Annotated in this window: 27 protein-coding genes, 1 tRNA gene and 1 other RNA gene; 19 read left to right on the top strand and 10 right to left on the bottom strand. The window is 40.2% G+C overall.

What is annotated here, in order from left to right:
- Positions 1–30: 30 nt before the first annotated feature.
- The gene (locus HY987_RS06785) at positions 31–630 is read right to left on the bottom strand and encodes an N-acetyltransferase (protein WP_292756922.1); all 600 of its coding nucleotides are present in this window, start codon (positions 628–630) and stop codon (positions 31–33) included.
- 400 nt (positions 631–1,030) lie between these two features.
- Between HY987_RS06785 and HY987_RS06780 the strand changes: the two genes are divergently transcribed.
- The 10 genes from HY987_RS06780 to HY987_RS06735 all read left to right on the top strand — a co-directional run bounded on the left by HY987_RS06780 (position 1,031) and on the right by HY987_RS06735 (position 10,431).
- Positions 1,031–2,818: a DNA-directed DNA polymerase gene (locus HY987_RS06780; protein ID WP_292756920.1), complete on the top strand. Its 1,788-nt coding sequence runs from the start codon at positions 1,031–1,033 to the stop codon at positions 2,816–2,818.
- Between the two features lie 90 nt (positions 2,819–2,908).
- Positions 2,909–4,069, top strand: coding sequence for a nicotinate phosphoribosyltransferase (locus HY987_RS06775; RefSeq protein ID WP_292756918.1), 1,161 nt, complete (start codon positions 2,909–2,911; stop codon positions 4,067–4,069).
- A gap of 70 nt (positions 4,070–4,139) precedes the next feature.
- The gene (locus HY987_RS06770) at positions 4,140–4,691 is read left to right on the top strand and encodes a cysteine hydrolase family protein (protein WP_292756916.1); all 552 of its coding nucleotides are present in this window, start codon (positions 4,140–4,142) and stop codon (positions 4,689–4,691) included.
- Positions 4,692–4,790: 99 nt separating this feature from the next.
- Positions 4,791–5,297 (top strand): hypothetical protein, encoded by a 507-nt coding sequence (locus HY987_RS06765; protein ID WP_292756914.1) that lies wholly within the window; start codon positions 4,791–4,793, stop codon positions 5,295–5,297.
- A gap of 53 nt (positions 5,298–5,350) precedes the next feature.
- On the top strand, positions 5,351–6,322 hold the full coding sequence (locus HY987_RS06760) for a hypothetical protein (protein ID WP_292756912.1): 972 nt from the start codon (positions 5,351–5,353) through the stop codon (positions 6,320–6,322).
- Positions 6,323–6,396: 74 nt separating this feature from the next.
- Positions 6,397–6,924 (top strand): cysteine hydrolase family protein, encoded by a 528-nt coding sequence (locus tag HY987_RS06755; protein WP_292756911.1) that lies wholly within the window; start codon positions 6,397–6,399, stop codon positions 6,922–6,924.
- A 115-nt stretch (positions 6,925–7,039) separates the two neighbouring features.
- Positions 7,040–8,239, top strand: coding sequence for an aminotransferase class III-fold pyridoxal phosphate-dependent enzyme (locus tag HY987_RS06750; RefSeq protein WP_292756909.1), 1,200 nt, complete (start codon positions 7,040–7,042; stop codon positions 8,237–8,239).
- A 57-nt stretch (positions 8,240–8,296) separates the two neighbouring features.
- Entirely contained in the window at positions 8,297–8,773 is a 477-nt protein-coding gene (locus HY987_RS06745; RefSeq protein ID WP_292756908.1) for an N-acetyltransferase, read from the top strand.
- Between the two features lie 112 nt (positions 8,774–8,885).
- Positions 8,886–9,590 carry a trans-aconitate 2-methyltransferase gene (locus tag HY987_RS06740; RefSeq protein ID WP_292756906.1) on the top strand — a complete coding sequence of 235 codons (705 nt, stop codon included), beginning with the start codon at positions 8,886–8,888 and terminating at the stop codon, positions 9,588–9,590.
- A 94-nt stretch (positions 9,591–9,684) separates the two neighbouring features.
- A complete protein-coding gene (locus HY987_RS06735; protein WP_292756904.1) occupies positions 9,685–10,431 on the top strand; it encodes a 4Fe-4S double cluster binding domain-containing protein in 747 nt (248 codons plus the stop codon).
- A 62-nt stretch (positions 10,432–10,493) separates the two neighbouring features.
- Here HY987_RS06735 and HY987_RS06730 read toward each other — a convergent pair whose 3' ends face one another.
- Positions 10,494–11,006 carry a nitroreductase family protein gene (locus HY987_RS06730; protein ID WP_292756902.1) on the bottom strand — a complete coding sequence of 171 codons (513 nt, stop codon included), beginning with the start codon at positions 11,004–11,006 and terminating at the stop codon, positions 10,494–10,496.
- Positions 11,007–11,410: 404 nt separating this feature from the next.
- On the opposite strand from HY987_RS06730, the gene HY987_RS06725 reads away from it, so the two are divergent.
- Positions 11,411–11,755 carry a helix-turn-helix domain-containing protein gene (locus HY987_RS06725; RefSeq protein ID WP_292756900.1) on the top strand — a complete coding sequence of 115 codons (345 nt, stop codon included), beginning with the start codon at positions 11,411–11,413 and terminating at the stop codon, positions 11,753–11,755.
- 112 nt (positions 11,756–11,867) lie between these two features.
- Positions 11,868–12,641, top strand: coding sequence for a phosphatase PAP2 family protein (locus HY987_RS06720; protein WP_292756898.1), 774 nt, complete (start codon positions 11,868–11,870; stop codon positions 12,639–12,641).
- An 82-nt stretch (positions 12,642–12,723) separates the two neighbouring features.
- Here HY987_RS06720 and larB read toward each other — a convergent pair whose 3' ends face one another.
- The gene (gene larB / locus HY987_RS06715) at positions 12,724–13,491 is read right to left on the bottom strand and encodes a nickel pincer cofactor biosynthesis protein LarB (RefSeq protein WP_292756896.1); all 768 of its coding nucleotides are present in this window, start codon (positions 13,489–13,491) and stop codon (positions 12,724–12,726) included.
- A 142-nt stretch (positions 13,492–13,633) separates the two neighbouring features.
- Between larB and hypF the strand changes: the two genes are divergently transcribed.
- On the top strand, positions 13,634–15,952 hold the full coding sequence (gene hypF, locus HY987_RS06710) for a carbamoyltransferase HypF (RefSeq protein WP_292756894.1): 2,319 nt from the start codon (positions 13,634–13,636) through the stop codon (positions 15,950–15,952).
- Positions 15,953–16,061: 109 nt separating this feature from the next.
- Here hypF and HY987_RS06705 read toward each other — a convergent pair whose 3' ends face one another.
- A complete protein-coding gene (locus tag HY987_RS06705; protein WP_292756892.1) occupies positions 16,062–16,580 on the bottom strand; it encodes an ArsR family transcriptional regulator in 519 nt (172 codons plus the stop codon).
- Positions 16,581–17,033: 453 nt separating this feature from the next.
- On the opposite strand from HY987_RS06705, the gene grpE reads away from it, so the two are divergent.
- From grpE to HY987_RS06685, 4 genes are all read left to right on the top strand, one after another.
- A complete protein-coding gene (grpE, locus tag HY987_RS06700; RefSeq protein WP_292756890.1) occupies positions 17,034–17,573 on the top strand; it encodes a nucleotide exchange factor GrpE in 540 nt (179 codons plus the stop codon).
- Between the two features lie 26 nt (positions 17,574–17,599).
- Positions 17,600–19,456 (top strand): molecular chaperone DnaK, encoded by a 1,857-nt coding sequence (dnaK, locus tag HY987_RS06695; RefSeq protein ID WP_292756888.1) that lies wholly within the window; start codon positions 17,600–17,602, stop codon positions 19,454–19,456.
- Positions 19,457–19,724: 268 nt separating this feature from the next.
- A complete protein-coding gene (gene dnaJ / locus HY987_RS06690) occupies positions 19,725–20,894 on the top strand; it encodes a molecular chaperone DnaJ (RefSeq protein WP_292756886.1) in 1,170 nt (389 codons plus the stop codon).
- A 329-nt stretch (positions 20,895–21,223) separates the two neighbouring features.
- Entirely contained in the window at positions 21,224–21,598 is a 375-nt protein-coding gene (locus HY987_RS06685; RefSeq protein WP_292756884.1) for a carboxymuconolactone decarboxylase family protein, read from the top strand.
- Positions 21,599–21,710: 112 nt separating this feature from the next.
- Here the strand turns inward: HY987_RS06685 and HY987_RS06680 are convergent, their stop codons facing one another.
- On the bottom strand, positions 21,711–22,349 hold the full coding sequence (locus tag HY987_RS06680; protein ID WP_292756882.1) for a VTT domain-containing protein: 639 nt from the start codon (positions 22,347–22,349) through the stop codon (positions 21,711–21,713).
- Between the two features lie 450 nt (positions 22,350–22,799).
- Between HY987_RS06680 and HY987_RS06675 the strand changes: the two genes are divergently transcribed.
- Entirely contained in the window at positions 22,800–23,582 is a 783-nt protein-coding gene (locus HY987_RS06675; RefSeq protein WP_292756880.1) for a hypothetical protein, read from the top strand.
- A gap of 225 nt (positions 23,583–23,807) precedes the next feature.
- Positions 23,808–24,287, top strand: coding sequence for a DUF308 domain-containing protein (locus HY987_RS06670; RefSeq protein WP_292756878.1), 480 nt, complete (start codon positions 23,808–23,810; stop codon positions 24,285–24,287).
- 135 nt (positions 24,288–24,422) lie between these two features.
- Here HY987_RS06670 and rnpB read toward each other — a convergent pair.
- The 5 genes from rnpB to HY987_RS06645 form a co-directional block, all read right to left on the bottom strand.
- Positions 24,423–24,729: RNase P RNA component (gene rnpB / locus HY987_RS06665), an RNA gene on the bottom strand.
- 14 nt (positions 24,730–24,743) lie between these two features.
- A tRNA-Met gene (locus tag HY987_RS06660) sits at positions 24,744–24,818 on the bottom strand.
- 141 nt (positions 24,819–24,959) lie between these two features.
- Positions 24,960–25,283 carry a DUF1622 domain-containing protein gene (locus tag HY987_RS06655; RefSeq protein WP_292756876.1) on the bottom strand — a complete coding sequence of 108 codons (324 nt, stop codon included), beginning with the start codon at positions 25,281–25,283 and terminating at the stop codon, positions 24,960–24,962.
- Positions 25,284–25,294: 11 nt separating this feature from the next.
- A complete protein-coding gene (locus tag HY987_RS06650; RefSeq protein ID WP_292756874.1) occupies positions 25,295–25,909 on the bottom strand; it encodes a hypothetical protein in 615 nt (204 codons plus the stop codon).
- Between the two features lie 3 nt (positions 25,910–25,912).
- Positions 25,913–26,335 (bottom strand): hypothetical protein, encoded by a 423-nt coding sequence (locus tag HY987_RS06645; RefSeq protein WP_292756872.1) that lies wholly within the window; start codon positions 26,333–26,335, stop codon positions 25,913–25,915.
- Positions 26,336–26,450: the final 115 nt, after the last annotated feature.

The following is a 26,450-nucleotide window of genomic DNA, read 5'->3' as shown; positions in this document are numbered from 1 at the left end:
AAATCCCCTCAACATGATATCATTCTTGATTTAAAGTAAATATTCCATATTAAAAGCTCCCTTTTTCCACCCCAACAGAGATAAACTTTTCTCCTTGAATTTCCTAAAACCAACTCGCTGGTACAACCTCAAAGCACCTTCATTTTCTATGTCAACATCCAGTACTGCCCTTTTGCATCCTTTTTCCCTGGCCAGTTTTATTCCCTCTTCCAGGATAAAGGAACCTATCCCCTGCCCCCTGGAGTTTTCATCCACGGCTACTATGGCGTAGTAAAAGTCATCTTCTTCCAGACGAGATAAAAAAATGTTGTCTATTATTTCAATCATGATGAACCTTAAAGAGTCAAGAATATTAAAATTATGGAAGAGAACTTTCAATTCCTGGATATTTCCCATTTTTTCCCCTGCAGAATACACCATGACTCCCACGATTTCCTGGTCATTGGTTACCACGTAGATCTGTTGGTATCCCAGATTATTATCCCCTTCTTGTACCAGTATTCCTATTTTTTGGGAAGCATTCTTCTTGTTGCCAAAGAAAAAGTCAAAGGTTTCAGAATCAGCTTCGTAAATAATTTCGGCTACCTTGAAGGAGTCATGCTTCTTTTTATCCATTTTTTGAAGGTACATTTATCGTTTAACTCCTTTAATGTATTTATATCGCCCAAAATAGAGTTCACATAGGATTTTAGTAAAACAGATATTAATAATTCCCTGTTAATTAACCTATTGTTGCTCATTATTATCAATATTTACACTTGAAATATATGGCTAAATTAGCAACATAGTATGATCATATCAATATCTATACCATTCAATACTGACATTATTTTTCACTTGCAATGTAAGCCCAAGTAAAATGATGAGTATTACATGTGAAACTCTTCACTACATGTGAACCTTCACCACCCCGTTAAATATCCACCATATTCTACACTCTAATCAGGGTTTTAATGACAAATGCGGGATGAATTTAGGAGTATTAGATTTAACAAATTATATAGCATGATACATATAAATTAGAAGGTGTATGGAAACCAAAAGAATGGTGCTCCTGGACATTGATTACATCACCAGGAACGATAAAGCAGTGGTAAGGCTCTTCGGAAGAGAAAAAAACAGCCAAGGGGGAAATTCCATCATTGTAATGGATGGAGGATTCAAACCCTATATCTACGTGGTCCCTCATGATCTGGATCCCTGCCTGGAGCAAATAAAAGAACTGGGCGTTCTACAGGTCGAAAAAGTTATAATGAAAGATCTTGGCCGTGAGAAAGAATTTTTAAAAGTCACACTAAAACATCCACAGGATGTTCCTAAATTAAGAGATAAAATAAGGGATTTATCCCAGGTTAAGGATATCAGGGAGCATGATATTCCATTTTACCGCCGATATCTGATTGATAAGGGATTGTTCCCAATGGCAGAGGTGGAAGTGGAAGTAAAGGCTGAATCTCCCGAAATGCAGGGCATTACTTCTAGTAAAGATACTTCTGTTGTGGAGTTGAAAGGGAACATTCGGCCCATTGACTCTGATTTCCCAGATCTTAAGATTCTCAGCCTGGATATTGAGGTTTACAATCCTAAAGGCATGCCTAATGCAGAAGACGATCCTATCATCATGATCAGTCTCTCCAGTAATCAGGGACTGAGGATGGTACTCTCCACTGCAGAATCCCCCCTGGATTTTGTGGAGACATTGAAAGACGAGGCAGAAATGCTGAGGAAATTCGTGGAAATTGTGGAAGATGAGAATCCTGATATTCTCATTGGCTATAACTCAGACAACTTTGATTTCCCCTACATCCGGGACCGTGCCTCCATTCTAAATGTTCCCCTTAATCTGGGTACTGATGGTTCCAGTCTTAAATTTATGAAGAGAGGGTTTGCCAACGCCGCCCTGGTGAAGGGCAGAATTCACATTGATCTTTATCTTATCATGCGCCGTTACCTCCAACTGGATCGTTACACCCTGGAAAGGGTTTATCTGGAGCTTTTCGGGGAGGAAAAATATGACATCCCGGGTGATGAGATCCACCAGTACTGGGATGATTGTGGCCTTAAACTGGAAAAATTATGCCATTACTCTCTGGATGATGCCGTGGCTGTCACTGAGATTGCGGAGAAAATGATACCACTGACCCTGGAACTCACCCGTATTGTAGGGCAACCATTTTTTGATTTAGCCCGGATGACAACCGGTCAACAGGTGGAATGGTACCTCATACGCAAAGCACATGAACAGGGAGAAGTAGTTCCCAACAAGCCCTCCGCATCACAGTACTCCGACCGGAGGGGTAAACGAGCTGCCGGAGGTTATGTGAAGGATCCAGTTAAGGGGTTGCATGAGAATATCGTTTACTTCGATTTCCGCAGCCTATATCCGAGTATCATCATCTCCAAGAACGTCTCACCCGACACCCTGGTGGATGACTGCAACCCAGAAAAGTGCAATACCTCCCCTGAAGGAGGTTACATGTTTCTTAAGGAACCCCCGGGCTTTGTTCCCTCCATCATTGGCAACATCCTCACAGAAAGGGTTCGCCTTAAGACCATGATGAAGAAATCAGAGGATGATGAGGAGAAAAAAATTTTGAATGTGCAGCAGGAAGCCCTAAAAAGGCTGGCCAACTCCATGTACGGAGTTTATGGTTATTCTCGTTTTAGATGGTACCGTTTAGAATGTGCTGATGCCATCACGGCATGGGGAAGAGATTATATTAAGAAAACAATGGTGAAGGCCGAGAAATTCGGTTTCAAACCTGTTTATGCCGATACAGATGGGTTTTATGCTGTTTATCAGGGTGAAGGTATTTGATTGTTTATTAACGATGAAAATAAGCTGCATCTCGTTAATAAGCTGCTATATCGTGAATAATATTTGATAAAAAAAGTTGGTGTATTTAGCATGTTCCATGTTGCTGGCGAAAAGGAGATCAGAGAGGGTAAAGTCACTGATGTGTACTTCCAGAGGACCCTTCAAATACTGGAAAAGAAAGGGATTAACCCCTGGGTAAAAGCAGAATTTGTGGCCAAATCCCTGCCAGATGAGTGGTCCTGGGCCGTTTTGGCTGGTTTAGATGAAGTTGCCTATCTTTTGAAAGATTTACCAGTTAAGGTACAATCCATGAACGAAGGAACTGTTTTTTATCCCAACCAACCAGTTCTGGAAATAGAGGGATATTACCAGGATTTTTGTGTTTATGAAACTGCTATTCTGGGCCTGATGTGCCAGGCTACCGGTATTGCCACCAAATCTGCTCGTTACAAGAAACTGGCAGGGGATCGTCTGGTTATGAGTTTTGGTGCCAGGAGGATGCACCCAGTTATAGCCCCCATGATCGAAAGAAGCGCATTTATTGGGGGATGTGACGGTGTGTCCGTCATTAAAAGCGGGGAGATTATTGGAGAAGACCCCCTGGGAACCATTCCCCATGCCCTTATAATCTGCATAGGCTCCACTGTAGACTCATTGAAAGCCTTTGATGAAGTGACAGACCCTGATGTTAATCGAGTGGCACTCATTGACACATTCCATGATGAAAAATTTGAATGCCTGAATGTGGCGGAAGCCCTGGGTGAAAAACTCCACGCAGTGAGGTTTGACACACCCTCCTCCCGACGTGGAGATTTCCAACATATCCTCCAGGAAACACGGTGGGAACTTGATTTAAGAGGATTTAATCACGTTAAATTCTTTGTGAGTGGTGGGATTAAAGAACAAGATCTTCCTTTTCTTAATCCCCTGGTGGATGCCTACGGAATTGGAACCTCCATCAGTAACGCGCCAGTGGTTGATTTTTCCATGGACATTGTGGAGGTGGATGGGAAGCCTCTGGCTAAAAGAGGTAAGTGTTCAGGGGCTAAAAAGGTTTTGAGATGTGATGAATGCCATGAAGATCTGGTTTTGCCCCTTAAAAATGAAGTTGAAAGCTGTTCCTGTGGTGGAAGATACGAAAATCTCCTCAGGCCACTGGTGGAAAAAGGGAACCTTCTTTATGACCTTCCAGAGCCGGGTGAAATTAAAGGATACGTGTTAGAACAGGTGAACTACCTACCTGATCTGTAAATATCTCCTGTAGATAGAATGAATCAAACCCAATCCAACAACTTATCCTGCATATTTGGAGAATTAGATTATGAAAAGAGCTTTACTGGTAATAGATGTGCAGAGGGAATATTTTTCGGGAAAATTGCCGGTGACTTATCCTCCTGATAGTCTGGAAAACATTTTAAAGGCTATGGATTCAGCTCAGTCCTGTGATGTTCCCATTATTCTCATCCAGCACACAGCCTTGCAAGAAAACGCGGAAACATTTGTTAAGGGAACTGATGGTTGGGAAATCATCCCCGAAGTTTTAACACGAGAACATGATCATCTGGTGGAGAAAAACCTCCCAGGGAGCTTCACCGGCACTAATCTTGAAACCTGGCTCAGGGAAAAGAATATTAACACTGTTACCATTTCCGGGTACATGACCCAGATGTGCTGTGACACCACTGCTCGGCAGGCCTTTCACCGGGGCTTTAAGGTGGAATTTCTGTCCGATGCCACCGGCACCCTCAGTGTTTCCAACTATGCAGGGAGTGTTACTGGCGAGGAGTTACACCGTTCGATTCTGGTTACCCAGGCCATGCGCTTTAGTAACGTGCTAAGCACTGCTGATTGGATTCAGGAAATAGAAAAATAAACCCCGATTTATTAAGGTGTTATTTAATCGATTACTAGGAAAATAAATGGTATGAACCTAATAATAAGTGAATAAGATAGATGGGGATGGGGGGTTGAAATGGAAGAAAAATGTTATGAAAGTTATCCCCTGCGGATGGTAATTCTTTCGAGTAGTTTACCCACATCCATCTACCTTATTGGTGCTTACATTCTTTATGGGCTGGGAATAATATTTGCAGTTTTATACTTACTATTCTGCCTGGGGATAGAAGTTCAACTTTTACGAAAAGGTTGTACAAGCTGTTACTATTACGGGAAGACTTGCGCGTTTGGTAAAGGTCGTCTGTCATCTTATTTTTTCAAAAAAGGTGATCCTTCCTTTTTTCCCAACAAAGAAGTTTCCTGGTACGCTGTTTTACCTGATTTTCTGGTGTTTTTATTCCCTCTGGCCGGTGGAATAATTCTGCTTTTCAATGTTTTCAACTGGTCAATTCTTTTACTCATTATCATTGTTTTGATCCTTTCTTTAGGCGGAAATGCATTTATCAGATCTTTAACCTGCAAACAATGCAAGCAGAGAGAGTTGGGCTGTCCAGCAGCAGAACTTTTTGGTAAAAATGATTGATATTAAAGATAATGAATATAAACAGGAAAATGGATTTTTTGAGAGGGATTGTGATGAATTCAGGCGTGGATGAATTAAAAATTAACCCCATTCCAGTGTTACTTTCGGTTGGTAATCCTGCAATTGAATATTATACCCGGCGGGATCTTTTGGGTGAAGAAGTGGGGCCTGTGGAGGAGTTATGGCAACTTCCATCTGTTTTGAGGATTCTCAGAAAACAGGAGAAAAATGGTTACTGGAAATATCCAGGTAAAATCAGGGAAGATATACGTTCCAGGGATGACTATAACCAGGTGGAAACATACCGGGTTTTAGGAGAACTTGTCTGTAAATATGGGCTAAACAGAAGCCACCGGCAAATCCAGAAATCCGCAGAATATTTTTTCAACTGCCAGACCATTGAAGGAGACTTTAGAGGCATTTACGGCAACCAGTATGCCACCACCTACTCACCGGCCATAATGGAGCTATTAATAAAAGCAGGCTACAGTAATGATCACCGCATAAAAAAGGGTTTCCAGTGGTTGATTTCCATGAGGCAGGAAGATGGAGGTTGGGTTATTCCCTTCCGAACCTCGGGCAGAAATATTAAAGAAACATTACTGGCCAGTGAACCTGATTTACCCGACCGGGGCAAGCCATTTTCCCATTTAGTGACAGGCATGGTTCTCCGGGCATTTGCAGCGCACCAGGAATATCGTGGATCTGAAGAAGCGAAAAAAGCAGCGAACCTGCTGGCCAGGAGATTTTTCCAGGCAGATAAATATCCAGATCGTAAAGACAAGAAATACTGGGAAAGGGTTTCATATCCTTTCTGGTTCACAGATATTATCAGTGCTATGGATTCCTTATCACTTCTTGACATAAAAATGGATAATCACCATATACAAGATGGATTAGACTTTTTAATTAAAAAACAGAATAATAAAGGTCTTTTTGATTTAAAAATAGTAAGAGGAAGTGATAAGGACTTAAAATACTGGATTTGTCTTGCCATCTGTAGACTGTTCAAAAGATATGGTTAATAACTGGAAAATAAATAATGGGCTTTAACTTATAGGTTGATGTGGGAGCATAAGTAACATCAAAGGAGATCAAAATGAAAGATAAAAAGGCCCTTTTAATAATAGACATGTTAAATGACTTTGTACGAGAAGGTGCACCCCTGGAAGTTCCATCTACCAGAACCATCATCCCCCATCTTAAAAAAGAAATTGAAGAAGCCAGAAGGGAAGGATTTCCCATTATTTATGTTTGCGACACTCACAACCAGCAGGATAGGGAATTTGTGAAGATGAACTGGCCAGTTCACGCCATCAAAGATACTACTGGATCAGAAGTGATTAGGGATTTAGAACCAAAAGATGAGGATATTTTCATAGAAAAAACCACTTACTCTGCATTCTACAATACTAATCTGGATAAAGTCCTAAAAGATCTAGAAATAGATACGTTGAGGATTACCGGTACAGTTACCCATATCTGTATACTTTTCACAGCTGCAGAGGGAGGTATAAGAGGTTATGATGTGGAAGTACCATCGAGTTGTGTGGCTGGACTGGATGAAGATGACGAAAAATTCGCTTTTAGGCTTATGCAGAACGAATTTGGAGTGAAACTGCTCTAATTTAATTTGAGAAATCAAATTCCTATTAAAAAATCTCTATAAATATCTCCAATAATTTTTTTAAGTTTACCAAATCAATATAAACTTTTCATTAATAACCACGGGGACTCAGACAATGGCTGAAACTAGGGACACATTTCAAATTGAAGACGATAACTATGCTCTTTTTGCGAATAAAACAAAAGTATCAATAGAAAAAGGCGAAGGAGTGTATGTTTATGGCGAAGATGGTGAAAAATATATAGATTTTACTGCAGGATGGGGAGTAACCAGTATAGGGCATGCTAATCCGGTAATTACCCAAGCCCTTTGTGATCAAAGTAAAAAAATTATACAGAATCCTAATTCAGGGGCAACATATTCACCAGCACGGTCAAAACTTCTATCCTTAATGCAGGAAATACTACCTGAAAATTTAACCAGAATATTTTTTTCAAATAGTGGAGCAGAAGCAAATGATGCTGCAATTAAGCTTGCAAGGAAAGCAACCGGGAAATTAAATATTATATCCACAGAAAAAAGTTTTCATGGGCGAACTATCAGTACAGTGTCTGCAACAGGCCAAAATGTCCATAGAAGCCGATTTAATCCCCTAATTCCCAACCATATATTCGTTCCATACAATAACATCCCAGCAATTGAAAAAGTTATAGGAAATGATGTCGCTGCTGTGATAGTTGAGCCAATACAGGGTGAAGGTGGAATCAACGTACCAGATCCCGATTATCTTGAAAATTTATCTAATTTATGCATGGAAAATAATGTTCTTTTGATAGTAGACGAAATTCAGACAGGATTTTACAGAACAGGGCCAGTGTTCATGTCAAATAATGTTAAAGTAGATATTTTGACCATGGCAAAAGGTATCGCAGGAGGATTTCCCTTTGGAGCATTTGCATTTACTGAAGAAATACAGGATAAACTTGGAATAGGAGACCATGGCGGCACATATTGCGGGAACCCCCTCGGTTGCGCAGTGGCATATTCTGTTATCAAATATATGCTAAATAATAAACTATGGGAAAATGTTGAATATGTTGGTGAATCCTCAATTGCAGAACTAAAAGAGTTGAAAAAAGAATACCCTAATATTATTAAAGATGTGAGAGGAAAAGGCTTATTAATTGCCGTAGAGTTAGCGAATGATAATGCCGCAGCCACTATAAACTCTAAATGTTTGGATGATGGGCTTATTTTAAATGTCACACAGGGTAATATAATCCGGATGTTTCCAGCTTTGAATATATCCATAGAAGAAATGGAAGAAGGGTTAAATATATTTAAAAATGCTTTAGATGAATTTAAAGATCAATAACATCCTTGACATACCGACGTGTTCTGGGAAATATTTGCTCTGGGGGGATCAGAGGATATGGTTAATATTGTATTTATTGAAACTGGTGCTTTTGATCTGGATTTAATCCAGCAACTGTGGGAGAAGCTGAATGACCATCATCGCAAGCAAAAATCAGATTTCAAGGAGCACTATGAAAATTTCACTTTTCCCGAACGTGCAGAAGCTCTTTTAAAGAAATCCCTTGAGGGGGATATGCATATTGGCCGGGCGGAAGAGAAGAAAACAGGACTTCTGGTGGCCTACTGCATCACCACCATCTCCCCTGATAATGAGGGGGAAATTGATTCAATCTATGTTGAAGAAGAATACCGTGGCCATGGTTTTGGTGATGAACTGATTAAACGCTCCTTGGAATGGATGGATAAAAAAGGTGTAAAGAAAAAGACAGTCCGGGTGGCAGTTGGTAATCAGGATGCGGTGTCCTTTTATGAGCGTTACGGATTCCGTCCTCGATCCATAACCCTTGAACAAACAGCTAATCAAGAAAGGTAATTTTAAGAAAGGTAATTTTAAATATAAGGTTTAAAATTATTATTTAAGACAAAGCAGAGATTATTTGATTAATCTTAAAACTAATCTTGTACTAAATAGGAGGGAATTTCTCTTGAAGGAAAAAAGTCTTGACCAGTTACTGAAGGAAAAATTCAGCCAGGGTGCTTCTTCTTATGACCGACAGCGAAAGCATGTGATTCCCTGCCTGGAAGACCTTTACAGGATAACCTCTGATCTGGCCACAGTTGATAATTCCCGGGCTAAAATACTGGATCTTGGTGCTGGAACTGGACTTCTTACCAGCTACCTTCATGAACGCTACCGGGAGGGTCATTTCACTCTTCTGGATCTATCCAAGGAAATGTTGGAAGTGGCCAGGGCCCGGATAAATAAGGATTCTGTAAAAAATGACTCTGATTTCAGTTACATTGTTGGGGATTATTTGAAACATGATTTTGGAGGAACATTTGACATTGTAGTGTCATCTCTATCCATCCATCACCTGGAACACCATGATAAAGAGTTCCTGTACCAGAAGATCTACCAGCACTTAAACCCAGGTGGAGTCTTCATTAATGCGGACCAGGTCTTAGGACCACATTCTGCCAATGAAAAGGAATATCAGAGGAACTGGATGGAAAAAATAGATCTTGGTTCCCTTTCTGAATCTGAAAAAAAGATAATAATGGACCGGATGGAACTGGACAACCCTGCCAGTCTTCAGGATAACCTGGAATGGCTTGAAGAAATTGGGTTCAAGGATGTGGATGTCTATTATAAGTACTATAACTTTGTAGTGCTGTATGGCAGGAAATAATGCTTTAACCTGGATTAATTTGGTGAAATTTAACCGATAAAGATACTATGAAAGATGGTTAGGTGAAAGAATATTTTAAGTGGAAGATGATTCCATGAAATCGAATATAAAGACCAAACTAAATGAGAATATCAAAGATTTAGCCCTTAAAGAGGGGGCTGATTTTTATGGAGTGGCTGATCTTACATCGGCAAGGGATTTTATCCGTGATCAGGGTGGGGATGAGGTTGCATCCTACCCCCTGGCTATTTCCCTGGGAATTCGGATCATGGATAGTATTGTGGATCAGCTCCCCCACCGACAGGAACGGAAAGTGGCAGTTAACTATCGCCATCATGGCTATGATATAATCAACCGGCGGCTGGATCTTCTTGCATCTCGTGTAAGTAGCCTTATCCAGAATGAGGGTTTTCATGCTCTGCCCCTACCTGCATCGGAACGATACGATGATGAACGGATCTGTGCCGTGCTATCCCATAAACTAGCAGCCCGCCTGGCTGGACACGGCTGGATTGGGAAAAGCTGCCTTCTAGTCACCCCTAAATTTGGACCACGTGTACGATGGATAACCATACTGACCGATGCACCCCTGGAAGTCACCGGACGCGTGATGGATGAACATTGTGGGGAGTGCACTGAATGCGTGGACATATGTCCTGTTTCTGCATTCACTGGTGTTCATTTCAAGGAAGATGACCCCCGGGAAGTGCGTTATGATGCCCGGAAGTGTGAAAAATACTTAGAGGATGGTGAAGAATGGGCAGTTTGCGGATTGTGCGTTTACGTTTGTCCCCACGGAAGAGATAAAGGTATAATAAATGAGAATAGAGAAAGAGAATGAGAAAATAATTAGAATAGAGAAGATCTGAGAAAGAATAAATTTAAAAAAAATTAAATAAATTTTTATTCATACCTTTCGTAACAAACAATGTCATCTAAGGCCTTTCTCGGCCTTGGTGCAGGATTTTCATCAGCATATCCCAAGGTGAACATTGCAGGAACTCTGATGTCGCTAGGAATGCCCAGAGTCTCTTTAACTTTCCCTTCATCATAGGCACCCAACCAGCATGTTCCCAAGCCAATTTCTGTGGCCTCGAGTATCATGAAGGATACTGCAATTGAGAGATCTACAGTGTAAGCATACTGTCCGCAGGGCATAACCCTTTCAGACTCGGTTGAACAGGCTACAATGGTAATGGGTGCTTGTCCCACAAATTTCTGACCATGAGCCGCGTCAATTAGTTTGTCACGGGTTTCTTTATTTTTCACTACCAGAAATTTCCATTCCTGTCGGTTTGCCGCCGATGGTGCGATCCTGGCGGATTCTAATATTTTTTCGAGTTTTTCTTCCTCTACTTCGATATCTTTATATTTTCTAATGCTTTTTCTTTCACCAATTGCTTCAAAAACATTCATTTCTATAACCCCTTACCCATTCCTCTGAACATTGTAAATCCTCTGAACATTGCGAAAAAAACTCCAAGCTGAAAATAAAAAGGAAAAATTAAGTAAAAATAAAAAAAATTAAGAACTTTTTTTTATTCTGCGTCCATCATTTCGCCGTATTCAACTTCTATCTGACAACCTTTAGGACCACAGCAGAAATGTTGTAAATCAAATTGTGCTAGCATATTTTTCACCTCGGTAAAGTTTCAACAATATATAAAAGTAACTAATAGTATTTAAAGTAGGTACTGACACTGATCATACATACTTACATAAAGTATACTTAGTCCAGTGGTTATATCATTAATTAGTTAATCCACTATAAATAGACACACCTTAGTACTAATGAAAGCCCTCACATATCCGGTGATCACATGACCAAGAATGGAGAAAATCATGAATACATATGTTCAGTAGAAGCTGCCATTAATGAAATAGGCGGGAAATGGAAATCATTAGTATTATGCTCGTTAAAAGACGGGAAACTTAGATTTAGTGAAATAAATAATAAACTACCCAATATAAGCCAGCGAATGTTGACAAAAACCCTGAGAGAATTGGAAAAAGACAGAATAATCAACAGAAAGGTTTATCCAGAAGTACCTCCCAAGGTTGAATACTCCTTGACCCCTAAGGGACAGTCTGTCCTACCAATCCTGGACTCATTATGTGAGTGGGGTAAAAAATACTGCGAAGAAGAGGAAAACTGGGAAGAATAACCCACATCACCATTATGAATTTATCCCAGTACGTTGCCAATTTCCAACCAATCAACTTAAAAATCATTATATGCTAATTATAAACCTGATTTTAAACCAGAGTGGATGATAAATGGCTGTAAACACCCCTGAAACTTCCCAACTGAGATTATTTGATTTCAGGAGCAAAAAGAAGTTGTTTTTGATTTTATGTGCCGCTATTTTATGGGTAGGTGCATTAATAGCCTATTTCACTCCTGGTTTTGATTACTGGCTGGTGGCCAGTTTCAATTCCCTGCGTGCCAATTACTTATTTGCAGATTTCTGGTATTATTACACCAAATATATGCTTTACGTGGTTGGATTTCCACTTTTAATCATATACATTGCTTCATTTAAAATTGATAAATTAAAACCATACCGTTTGGTGCTTTTGTTAACCATAATGACTTCTGCAATTGGGAATCCAATTATAGACCCTATCTTAAAAGATTTAATTGCCCGTCCACGCCCCCAAGTGGCCCATCTCGATCTCAACAGTTTATATTATGAAAGTGGATTTTCCTTTCCTTCTGGACATGCGTTTCAAGCATTCTCAAACACCTTACCCCTGATAATCTGTTTTTTTACCAATGATGCGACATTTAAGAGAAACTGGAAAAAAATAGTTTTAGCATTAATTCTTCTGGTTTATGCTATAATCCTGGCTTTCAGCCGAATTTTCGCCGGTGTACATTACTTTTCAGATGTGTTATTTGGAATTGGATTTGCAATTATTTTAATGGTAATTTTAGCCAGTTTAATGCAATGGTTATTAAATAAGGACTATTTAAACCTTCAAAACGAAAAATTGTATGCTCTGGTATTTTTAATCATGACTGCAATTAATTATATTTCATTTTGGTGATCTTCCGTTTCAGTGATGATTTACTCAATCCCGCAAGAACCAATTAAAACAGCGAACTGGATTTAATCCGTGCAAACTGGATTTAATCCATTATTGTTTGTTTCACAACAGTAGCAGCAAATACTGCTGCCCCAAATCCATTATCAATATTAACTACTGCTATTCCCGGGGCACATGATTGTAACATGGCATTGAGCGCTGCGAAACCTCCTTCTCCCACGCCGTATCCAACCGATGTGGGCACTCCAATTACCGGAACATCCACCAGTCCGGCAACCACTGATGGTAGTGCTCCTTCCATACCAGCAACTACGATGATAGTCTTAACATCCTCTTCCAGCATCCATCTGATTTTTGAAAATAAACGATGAATTCCAGCAACCCCAACATCATAGGATGTTAATACTTCGCATCCTGCCTCCTCAGCAACAACACGCGCCTCTTCCGCCACCGGAATATCAGAAGTGCCAGCAGTGATAACACCAATTTTCCCCTGCTTTTCTATCTCCCCATCTTTAAGGACTAGAATCCTTGCTTTTTGATTGTACTCCACTTTAAGAGATCCATTTTGGATAAAATTGATTTCATCTTTGATATTCTGATATCTATCCTCTTCCAGTCTGGTTACCATCACCCGGCCACGCTTTGCACACCCCTGGATGATCTTAATCAAATCCTGATCATCTTTACCCTCAGCAAAAATAGCCTCGGGAAACCCAGTTCGAAGGTCACGCCCAGTATCTATCTTTGCAAAATCCTCCAATTCAACCATTTGCATGGTTTTAAGCATTTTTTCAGCTTCTTCCACTGATAATCTACCATTGATTAGTTCCTGGAGTATTTTCTTCATATTATCACTGCCTGATCAAACTTATATATAAAGCTGGAGTATTAAAAAGAATTCTATAAACTGAACTTATAACTCCAGATCAACAATGTTTAGATAACTGAAGTCCTAATAATTAAATAAAATTTATTATAGGGGTATTGAATTGAAAAAAGCACGTATACTTGTCCAGGGAATTGTGCAGGGAGTTGGATTCCGTCCCAATGTTTACAGAATAGCCAAAGCTCGGGGGATTAACGGATACGTGCGGAACCTTGGTAATGTGGTTGAAATAGTAGTTGAAGGGAATGAGGAAGATATTAAAACCTTCACCAGGGACCTTAAGATTAAAAAACCACCCATATCCAAAATTGATTCAGTGAAAATAGAAGAGTTAGATGATATTACTTCACCAGAGTTTACTGGTTTTAACATACTGGAAAGCTCCTCTAACTTTTCTGGATCTTCAGTTATACCCCCCGATGTAGCCACCTGCGACCGTTGCATGGAAGAGGTTATGAAAACTGGTGACAGACGTTACAGGTACCCTTTCACTGCCTGCACTGATTGCGGACCTCGTTTTACAGTTACAAGTTCCATCCCCTACGATCGTATGCGTACATCCATGGAAGAATTCCCTTTATGTCCGGATTGTTTAGAGGAATACCAGGATCCCGAAGACAGACGCTACCATGCTGAAGCCACCTGCTGTCCAGTATGTGGACCTGAAGTTTTCCTTTACCGTGACGGAAGAGTTGAATCAAATAACCCACTTAAAGAGGCAGCCAAACTCCTGGATGAAGGCAATGTGCTGGCTATGAAGGGTATTGGGGGCACCCATCTGGTGGCAGGTACCATTGATGATCTTCCAGTCATCAGGCTGCGTAAAAGGTTGGGTAGAATGAACCAACCCTTCGCCTGCATGTCCCCTGATATCCCTACCGTCCAGAGCTTCGGTGAAGTGGCAGATTACGAAGAAGAAGCATTATTATCTCGAAACAGGCCCATTGTTATCCTTAAAAAGAACAAAGATTATTATTTATCCCCTCATGTTGCCCCGGATCTGCATAACCTGGGAGTTATGCTTCCCTACTCTGCCCTGCATCACCTGCTTTTTAGTTACACTGATTCACCGGCATATATCATGACCTCTGCCAACATGCCGGGTGAGCCCATGCTCACTCAAAATCAGGAGATAATCAGTAAGCTGGATGGTGTTGCTGATTATTATCTCCTGCATAATCGTGAGATTGTTAACCGATGCGATGATAGTGTGGTTCGATTCCGTGGAGGTGATTTGGCATTTATCAGACGCTCCAGAGGTTATGTTCCCGAACCATACGATTTTTCCAGTATCAGCACAGATTTGAATGTTCTGGCCCTGGGACCAGAGATTGATGTTACTTTTTCCCTTCTTAAAGAGGGTAAATGTTACGTGTCCCAGCATATTGGTGATACCACCAAGTACGATACCTTCCTCTATCTCCAGAAGGCAATTGAGTATATGATGGGGATCACCCAGACTGAGAATATTGATGCAGTAGCCTGTGATCTGCATCCACAGTTTTTCACCACCAAACTGGCCCATGAACTGGGTGAAAGGTTCAGCTGTCCTGTTTTAAAAGTGCAACACCATCATGCCCATGCTGCGGCACTATCAATGGACTGGGGTGTGGATGAGTTCATCTGTATTGCTGCTGATGGTGTGGGTTACGGGGATGATGGTGGTGCCTGGGGCGGGGAGATACTATACTACCACGGAGCCAAATATGAAAGGATGGGGAGTTTAATGCCTCAAAAGATGCCAGGCGGAGATTTAACCACCCGTTATCCTGCCAGAATGATGTTGGCCATGCTTTATCCCCATTACAGTAGGGAAGAAATTGTGGATCTGATGAAAACCCACTACCTTGATTACTTCCCCCACCAGGGAAAAGAGGTGGATATCGTGGCCAGTCAGCTTCAGAAAAAGTTCAATCTAACTGAAACCACCAGTACGGGGAGAGTGTTAGATGCCCTTTCTGCCTGCCTTCACATCTGTGGTGAAAGGACTTATGAAGGGGAATGTGCCATGAAACTGGAATCTACTGCCTATGGTGGTGAGGATCTTTTCAATATACCTCTGAAAATTTCCCATAAGGAGGGTAGAGATGTTCTGGATACTTCAGGCATGCTAATATCTGTCCTGGAAAACCAATTAGAAGGCAGCATTGTTAAAGATCTGGCGTGTTCTGCTCAGCGGGCTGTTTCCCAGGGCCTTGCTGAACTGGCCATCACTGCAGCACGGAAAAAAGGTGTGGATATCATTGGTGGATCAGGAGGAGTTTTCTACAATGAAGCCATCAGCATGACTATTAAAGAAGTTGTGGAGGATGCGGGTTACACTTACATCCAGCATAAAAACAGTTGCGCTGGGGATGGTTCTGTTTCACTGGGACAGGCAGCAGTAGCCGCTTTAAGATGTGGGAAAAATTTTAGTCTATGAAAACTAAAATTCAGATGAAAAATTACACTAAGAAGTTAAAGGAAAATAAATATCAAATTTAAGTCAATTTAAAGATATTTTTTAATTCAGATTAATTTAATCCTAGTTTTTAAGGTTTTTCATCCTGGGACCCTCCTTCTGAGGACCCTTCTTCCCCAAACATAACTGGCAGATTTAAAGAACGTATTTTTAAAGCTCTTTTTCTTTCATCCACTTGTCTTAAGAGGAGTTCTGCGTGTTTTTTGGCCTCATCATAGTTTCCGATGAGGTTTTCCAGATCAGATGAAACATCTTCACCCATTCGAGCTCTTTCTTCCAGTAGTTGCAATTCCTGGAACTCATGGCCGGGTAATTTTACACGAATAGTACCCTGACTGATGAATATCTGGAATTCAACATCATTGGAAATGTCATAATATTTTCTAGGTCTTCCACGCTCTATTTTTTGGAATGTTGAGCTTAAAAGACCCGCTTTTTCCATAGCACGCAGGTGTTCAATGATGGCCTTCTGACCTATTTCCAGTTCTCGGGATATCTGGCTGACAAAACGAGGTTCATCCCGTAAAAGGTCAAGTATGTCCCTACGGGTTTTACAGCCCATAACATCCAGTAATAATTCTAAATCCATTTTGAATCCACTTTTTTAATGTATAAAATCATGTTGATCTTTAATTTATTTTAATTTTATCTGAGGCTATCAAATTGTATGATTCTGATGTATTGTATGATTTTGATGTATCAATTGTATGATTATGTAAAATCCATTCTAATTAAAAATTCCCTTCAGATGATTTTATTTTAGGAATTTAAACTCTAATTTGGGATTTAATCTACAATTAATATTAGATTATTTTTATTAATCTAAATAATATTTGCCAATGCAAAAATATCTAGAGATTTTTATATAACTGTTGGTTACTATAACCTCTATTTTCAGAAAGGTTTATATAACCTTTGGTTACTATAGTCTTATATAACTTTTGGTAACTATAACCCTGATTTAGAGAAAGGTTTATATAACCATTGGTAACTATAATGGTAAAGTTACTTATCTTTCCATCCCCACAATAAAGGTGAATAAATGATTGATAAAAAAGATGTTGCCCAGATGAAGGACGATCTGAAGGAATTAAAGTCAGAGATCCAGAAAAAAGATGATGAAATTAAGGAGAAGGAAGAGGAAATCCAGGCTAAAGATGAAACAATAACACAATACAAAGAACAACTATTAAGACTTCAGGCAGATTTTGATAATTTTAAAAAAAGAACCGAGAAAGAACTAAGTGAACAAATTCATTATGCCAATGAAAAACTCATTCTTAAAATATTAGACAGCTATGAAGACCTGGAAAGAGCCCTTAAATCAGGTAAATCCGATGATATCCATGAAGGTGTGGAAATGATCTACCAGAATCTCAAAAACATCCTGGAAGGAGAGGGACTGGAGATAATCCCTGCTGAAGGGGAAAAATTCGACCCATTTCAGCATGAAGCTCTCATGGCAGAGGCCCATGATGATTTCGGGAATGGACAAGTTATTGAAGAGCTCTGTAAAGGTTATAAGTTGAATTCTAAAGTTATAAAGTATTCTAAAGTTAAAGTTTGTAAAAAAAATGATTAAAAATATAAAAGAAGAGGTGATTTTGTATGGCTAAAACAGAAAAAATTATAGGAATTGACCTAGGAACCAGTAACTCTGCTGCTGCAGTACTGGTGGGTGGTAAACCAACCATCATACCCAGTGCAGAGGGAGCTACCCAGTACGGTAAATCATTCCCCAGCTACGTGGCTTTTACTGATGATGGACAGCGCCTGGTGGGAGAACCCGCCAGGAGACAGGCAGTAACCAACCCTGAAAAAACCATTACCGCCATTAAAAGGCAGATGGGTACCAGTTACAAGGTAGATATCTCAGGTAAACAGTACACACCACAGGAAATCTCCGCATTCATCCTGCAAAAAATCAAAAAAGATGCAGAAGCATTCCTGGGAGAAGAGGTAAAAAAAGCAGTCATCACCGTGCCTGCTTACTTCGATGACAACCAGAGAACCGCCACCAAGGATGCTGGAACCATCGCCGGACTGGATGTGGTACGACTGGTCAACGAACCCACCGCCGCCAGTTTAGCTTATGGTATTGACAAAGCCAATGAAGATGAACTGGAAATCATGGTCTTCGACTTCGGAGGGGGAACCCTAGACGTAACCATCATGGAATTCGGAGGAGGAGTCTTCGAAGTCCGCTCCACCAGTGGGGACACCAAACTGGGAGGAACCGACATGGACGCCACCATCATGAACTACCTAGCAGCGGAGTTCAAAAAAGAAACCGGCGTAGATGTCCTGAATGACGACCAAGCAGTTCAGAGGCTCAGGGAAGCTGCTGAAAAAGCCAAGATCGAACTATCCACCACCCTCACCACCGAAATCAACCTACCATTCATTACTGCCACCCAGGACGGGCCAAAACACCTGACCCACACCCTAACCCGGGCTAAACTGGAAGAACTGGTTGATTCCATCATCAAACGCTGCTCCGCACCAATGGAACAAGCATTATCCGACGCTAAAATGTCTAAAAGTGATGTGGATAAGATCATACTCGTGGGAGGACCCACCAGAATGCCCATCGTCCAGAAATTCGTGGAAGACTACCTAGGCAAACCAGTGGAACGAGGAATCGACCCCATGGAATGTGTAGCTGTAGGCGCTGCCATCCAAGGAGGAGTACTCGCCGGAGAAATCAAAGACTTGGTCCTCTTAGATGTGACCCCATTATCCCTGGGTATTGAAACCCTGGGAGGAGTTTTCACCAAGTTAATCGAAAGGAACACCACCATACCTACCAAGAAAAGTCAGGTGTTCACCACCGCTGCTGACAGCCAGACCTCAGTGGACATACATGTCCTGCAGGGTGAAAGATCAGTGGCCACTGGAAACACCACTCTGGGCAGGTTCCAGCTGATTGGAATACCACCAGCACCCCGTGGAATGCCCCAAATCGAGGTAACCTTCGATATAGATGCTAACGGTATTCTCAACGTATCTGCCAAGGATATGGGAACTGGTAAGGAACAGGCCATTACCATCACCGCCCCTAACAAATTATCCGAGGATGAAATTGATCAGAAGATCAAAGAAGCTGAACAGCACGCCGACGAGGACAAAAAACGTCAGGAAGAAGTGGAAATCCGGAACAATGCCGATTCCATGATCTACACCGCCGAGAAAACCCTGGATGAACTGGGTGACAAGGTCCAGGCTGACCAGAAAACCAAGATCGAAGGACTGGTCAAGGAACTCCGGGAAGTTATTGGTGGAGATGATCTGGAAGCCATTAAAGCAAAAACCGAAGAACTGACCAAAGTTGTGCAGGAAGTTGGAGCTGCTATTTATCAGCAAGCCCAGCAAGAACAGGCTCAACAGCAACAACAACAGGATGCGCAAGGTCAGGATCCTAAGGATGACGACACCATCGACGCCGACTATGAGGTTAAAAAATAGACCAAAAGAGATAGTATGAAATGGGAGTTGGATGAGATTTCTCATCACTCCCCCATTACTACCCAACACTTTTATTATACATCATCTCACTAAAATTGAATATACTGTAGTTAGATATTCTATGAAATTTAATTTAAAAAAATGAAATCAAATTTAGTAAGAAATTGATTTTAATTCACACTCATATTAATTCATCATTAATTCAATAGATCAGATGATAATTTAATAAATTTAGAGTATTTATTTAGAGTATTTAAGGAAGATTAGCATGGCAGAGAAGCGCGATTACTACGAAGTCCTGGGAGTGGAGAAAGGAGCCACTAAGAAAGATATTAAGAAAGCCTACCGTAAACTGGCCATGGAATATCACCCTGATGTGAGCGAAGACCCTGAAGCAGGCGAAAAATTCAAAGAAATTAGTGAAGCCTACGCTGTGCTGTCTGATGAGGAGAAAAAAACCACTTATGACCAGTACGGTCATGCGGGAATGGGTGGATTCAGTCAGGAAGATATTTTTAACAATATTAACTTCGAAGACATTTTCCGTGGATTCGGATTCGGAGGAAGCAGAGGAGGGGGAGGAGGAGCCAGTGGTTTCGAGAGTATATTCGACCTTTTCGGATTTGGAGGAGGCCGTCGTAACGGACCTCAGCAGGGCGATGATGTGCTTTATGAAATGAAGATCACCCTGGAAGATGCTGCCCATGGCCTGGAAGAGGACATTGAAGTTCCCCATAAAAAAACCTGCCCCCACTGTAATGGATCAAAAGCCGAACCTGGAACTGATAGCAGGACCTGTGATGTTTGTGGAGGAAGTGGTCAGGTAAGACAGGTACAGAACACCCCACTGGGCCAGTTTGCCACCATACGTCCTTGCAGTGCCTGTCGTGGTGAAGGGAAAATAATAGACAGCCCCTGTCATGAATGTCATGGAAAGGGTATTGTAAGACAAAAAAGTACCATTCACGTTAACATACCTGCTGGAGTGGAGGATGGATCCCGTCTGCGAGTTCCTGGTGAAGGAGATGTTGGTAAACGTGGGGGACCACCAGGAGATCTTTACGTTCTCATTCGAGTAAAACCACACAAGTACTTCCAGCGGGAAGGAGCCAACCTTCACTATGAAAAACCCATCAGTTTTGTGCAGGCCACCCTGGGAGATAAAGTTGACGTACCCACCATCGATGGTGAAGTGGAACTTAAAGTACCTGCCGGTACCCAAACTGGTACATCATTCCGCATAAAAGGTCATGGAATGCCCCATTTAAGATGGAATGGTAAGGGAAACCTGTATGTGAAGGTTAAGATTGTCACTCCCAAGAAGCTCAGCACCCGTCAAAAGGAACTCCTGGAAGAATTCGCCGAGATCAGTGGCGATGAGATCTACCAGGAGGAAAAAGGTTTTTTTGATAAGGTGAAAGATGCCATTAACCACTAATATGCCATTAATAATAATAATAATAATAATAATAATAATAATAATAATAAGAGCTTGAATTTGAGTAAAAAATGATATACTTCAAATTACTACCCTAAATTAGTATCAAACCCATTATCCACAATATCCATAATTTCTTAAGTATTATAAATCTCCAGCACCCTGATCAATATGTGCACTTTTTCTTAAAATCCCTCTGTTCCAAACCTCTTTATTTTTACAGTTCCCTCCCAACAAATAAGGGAATGAGGGCATAACTATTTATTTTACATAAGACAATTTGCATTTAATTGAATGTGTCCTGCAAAAAGCTTTGAAGAAGTGATTCTGTGAATACTGCCCATGAAAATTGTGAGATAAATGTAGAAGAGATATTGGAAAAGATAAACAGTTACTTTGGTTTTGTGCCAAAAATATTCCAGGTTTTATCAGAAAATCCACCTGCTTTAAAAGTTTACTTTGATAAAGTAGAGGTTATGATGGTGGATGATACTCTCCCACCATTAACCAAGGAATTTGTGTCTATTGGGGCTGCTGCTGCCCTAGGATCACCCCACTGCCTTAACACCCATCTGGAGGTGGCCAGGGAATTTGGAGCCACCAATGAACAGCTTCTCCTGGCGATTATTCTCGGAACTACCATTACAGAAACCACCGCACTTTCAAAGTCGCTAAGAGTTTATGATGAGTTTAAAAACGAGTAACCCCATTCAATTTCTCTTTATTCTTAAATTCTTCCCTAAATTCTTTTTTATTAATCCTTAAATTCATTTAAAACCTTAAATTCATTTAAAAAAATTCATTCAAAAATTAAATTTAATTGCTTATTTTCCGTTTATTCTTAATAATAAAATAAACAAGAGCCAAAACTAAGATTACTAGGATTATGTTGTCTATAAATGATAATCCCTCAGATAGGGTTAGGTAAAAGTTTCCAAACTGCCATCCAATGATTCCCAGAATGGATGCCTGTACCAGTGCACCGAAAAATGTTATTATCACATAATTCCGTGGATTGTATCGTATCATACCACAGAATAGGCTAATTGCTATGCTGGGGATCACTGGCACACATCTAGCAGCGAAAAGAAAAAGGCTTTCATATCTACTTTCCTTTACTTTCTGCTCCACACTCTCAAGATCCTCAACAGTAACCCCCAGATATTTCCCAGCACGTTCAACAAATGGAATTCCAATTTTATAGGTTATTCCATAGTATAAAAGTGAACCCAGGGTAACTCCTAGTGCAGCGGGGAAGGTTATGGTTAAAAACATGGTTTCCAGAGATCCGACAGATAGGGCAACTCCTTTCATTAAAAAGAAGCTAGCCCCTAACACTACCAAACTGGAGGGTATGGGAGTAACTACCTGTTCCAGTATAGATCCACCGAACACTGCCCATGGACCGTAACTAACTACAAATCCTTCCAAACCTGATAAAATATTAGTGAACATTATAAAACCCTGAATTTTTTAACCCCCCGAATTTAAAACCCTGAATTTTCTTTATTTTTACATTATTCACGGATGCATTATATCCTTATCCAAATTAGAGATGCGAATAGTATGAGCAAAATATTAGGAGCTAAATATTTGCTAGATACCTCCATGTAATAAGTTGAGAGTGAATTCTGAACACACTTTAAGATCATCCAGGGGATGGCACATTTCGTGAAAAAACTTAGTGTATTTATTTAAAACCAAATTCACATATACATATATGGTCATGAACCTATAGAAACAATTAGTCTGTCCAGACAAATTAAAAATAAATGAGGATCTGATCATTCATTTGTAAACAAGTGTAATTTTAAAAATAATGGAGGGATTCACCTGCTTTTATCCAAAAAGAATCGTGTTTATATTGAAGACCAGATAGTTCCATCTCCAGCTCGTAGGGTGCGAATGGTGCTAGACCTTCTTACCGATGAACCCATCATTAAGTTTCCAATGGAAAAAGGAGTCCTTGAAGACATGGAAATATTTGGGGTTAACCGAGACTGGTTTATCCCATTTTTAGAAGAAAATGGTCAGTTAATAATTGATCTGGGTAATCTGGATCAGTGGATTGGAACACCAAACGAACATGGGCTTAAACATGTGAAACTGGACATCAAATTCATTCTGGTGAACCCTGAATTTGAACTTAACCACTTAAATCGCGGGTATAATGGTATTGTTGAGCTTACCGAAGCTGAAGAAATGGAATTACACATTACACTCCCTCTGGGAATGAAAATGTCCCATGAAAAGGATGTTAGTAATATAACGCTTTCAAAAGAAAACAATAGATCAAAATCCATCTCCATACCTGCAACCAGCATACTGGATAAAGATCGCAGGCGCCGCTACGATTTTCTGGTAAACTCGGACCACCTTAAATCTATCCTAAACCCAGAAAATCCCGATGAAATGATAAACTTAAACTATGACGTGACCAATGAAAAAGAATACTACGTTATAACTGTAATAGGGCTGGGTTTATTTGCATTTGCACTTTTTCGCATGATAGATATGTTAGATGGGCAGATAGAATTTGATATCCGTTACCTGGCCGCTGCCGTTGCATTCATCAGCCTGTACATAACCATACTCCGTGAAAAATACGAATTACCATTTAGAAAAGTACTGGTTTACACCACTGTGTTTATTGGGATTGAACTGATTCTAGAACTTTTAATGGAATAAGTTCATTTATTAGATTTTCAAACTGGCAAGATTTTTTAAAAACTTTCTTTTTTGTCCATATCACTGGATTAATGCTTATATAGGATTATTTCTCTATTTTAGAATTCATTCCATCTGTTTTCAAGTTAATATTGAGTATAGGGGGATGGATCAAAAAATATAATACTAATGCTAAACATAATGCATCAAATAATAGGGAGTTAATTAACAATAGGAGGGAAAAATATGCAGAAAAATACCTTGGCCATAGTACTGATAATTTTAGGTATAATAGTCTTGGCCTTTCCCCTGCTGGGACTAGTCCCCATTAGTATATTAACCGGTCTTGGAGTGGCATTTTTAGGTATAGGTCTTATACTGGCTGGTTTTTCCGACAGAGTGGAAAGCAGCGGTCTGGGGCTTCTGGAGATAGTGCTGGGAATTATTGCCCTGGTATTGGGTCTTGGATTCATCCTGAACCCGGGTCTTTTCAGCTTCGTGGCAGGATTGATCGTCTACATGGCTGGTTTGTTCCTGATTATCGTCGGTGTAGTTGCTTTATTTACTAAAGCCGGTGGTAGCCGTTGGAACGGAGTTGTTGCCATTATTATCGGACTAATCTACCTGATATTTGGATATTTCATTTCCAACCCATTCTATCTGGGAATACTAATCGGTTTATGGCTGCTAATAACTGGAATTATGATGTTTTTCCAGAAAGATTAAAGTAAAAAACCCAATTAATTTCCTTTTTTATTTTTAATTATATTTCAAAGACAAATTTGATATTAAAAATTTCCCTAAAAAAACAGAGAATTTCTAAAAAAATGGAATAAAAATAAAGTAAAAATAAAGATAATGGCCTGCCGAGAGTAACCCACCTTCTGTTCGTGGCAGCATTCATCTATGCGAGTTACCTCTGCCTCATACAGGATTCACTGGCAGTGTTTACCCTTGCATCCCGTGGATTGGCCGTTTCACCGTTCCTTCTAGTGTCAATCAGACGAATCTTCATGTTCATCCACCAGAAGACGTGTCGTTTCTGCTCCAGAGTCCTGCTTCTCAGCAGATGCCTTATGACATCACGGTTCTGTATGATGGGTGGAGTTTCCTCAGTTTAACTACAGATATAGATCTGCTTAAAACCGGTAGCTGCCCTTCGGCTGGCCATAAAAAAATTAGTAGCGGGGCCTAGATTTGAACTAGGGCTCTCGGGGTTATGAGCCCCGCGGGATCACCAGACTACCCCACCCCGCTGTATACCAGTGTTGGGTCTCCGCAGTATATAAAGGTTTCCCCCACTCCGGTTGAAATCTTTTGTATTCCTATTTTATAATCTTAATTAATTCAATTTTTTTATTATATATAAGATAAGGATTCATGGAATTATTTGGATCATCATTTAACGGGGGATAGTTCCTTTAATTCGCTGTTTAACGAGTATCCAACCACGGTTCTTATGGCCACGATCACCGCCAGAACAACAACATCATTGAGGGTTGGTTGAAGTATGCTCTTGATTAAATCCGCGGCTATAAAGAATTCCAACCCCAGCACTATCTTATTGGTGAAGTCCAGGCGGATGTCATTATATTCGTAGGATCTTCTCAAAAGTTCCTTGGAGAGAACCTTTATTGCTGCCCTTAATCCCCCATAAAAAACTAAAATAGCCCCAAACAGGGCTAAAGAATAAGAAATATAATATACAATATCTTCGTACATTTCCCCTCAGTTTACTTTTTATGTTCTTTCTTAGGGTTTTCCAGACTATCTAAACGTTCCTCGATAGTTTCCAGTTTCTTGTTGGTTGATCCACGGTACTCGTTGAAACGTTTTTCCAAAGATTCAATATCAAGGGAGACCACATCGAAACGTTTTTCCAGTTGGGATAGATCCTTTTTTGTGGCTAGATCCCAGTCTTCTATTAGCTGGTCACTCTGTTCATTCAGGAAAAGGTCTATGCGGTGGGATAAATTATCAGTACTGATGGGAACACTTACTTTCCCCTTGATCTTTTCACCCATTCCTGAGACTTTTTCACTGACCCCGGAAACATTCAACTTTTCTCCGACTCCAGAAACTTTTTCACTGACTCCAGAAACATTAATTTTTTCACCCATTCCTGACATTGACCCCTCTCCTGCTACTTTTTGACCCAAGTCATTGGCTCCTCCCTGAACCTTTTCGCCTAGATTACTGGCCCCACCATAAACTTTTTCTCCTAAATTGGTGGCATCACCTTTCATCTGAGAGAAATTAACCTTACGGTTATCCTGTAGATAGTAATATAATAATACAATTACCGCTCCTGCTAAAACCAGAATGGCAAATATTTCTAAAGGAGTCATAGACTATTTACCCCCTTTTTTCCCCTTTTTATTAAGTTCTTCTTCCTTTTTCTCAATATCATCCAGAAGTTTCTGGAGTTTTTCGTATTCCGCACGAGTTTCCAAGCGGGTGACTCTTTCATTGATTTCACTGTGCAGAAAACCGACTTTTTGCATCATTTTTGATGTTTCGCCTCTAATATTTGAAAGTCTCTCCTGCTGGTCTTTAGGCAGTGGTATCACATTTTCCATTAATCGTTTGGATTCCAGATCACGTTCAACCAGTTCAATTTTCTTTATTTCTGCCTGTTTTTCAAGGAATATTACATTACTCTGGGCTTCTCTAACCTTTCTCCATTGCATTACAATAACGATTACTGCGATAAGTGCTATCACCGCAATAATAAGCAAAAAAATGTTTTGTGGGATGCTTATAGTGTCTGCCATATTGTATTCCCCCTTATCTATTAATTATTACAGCACAATACATAAATTTAATCATTTAAAAGGCTTTAAAGAGCTAAATCAGGGCATTGAATTCAGACATCCTTAAACATGTGTA

The sequence above is a fragment of the Methanobacterium sp. genome (assembly GCF_016217785.1).
In the GTDB taxonomy this organism is placed as follows: domain Archaea; phylum Methanobacteriota; class Methanobacteria; order Methanobacteriales; family Methanobacteriaceae; genus Methanobacterium.
The sequence above is the reverse complement of the archived record's forward strand: the minus strand, read 5'-3'. Positions and strand labels throughout refer to the sequence as shown.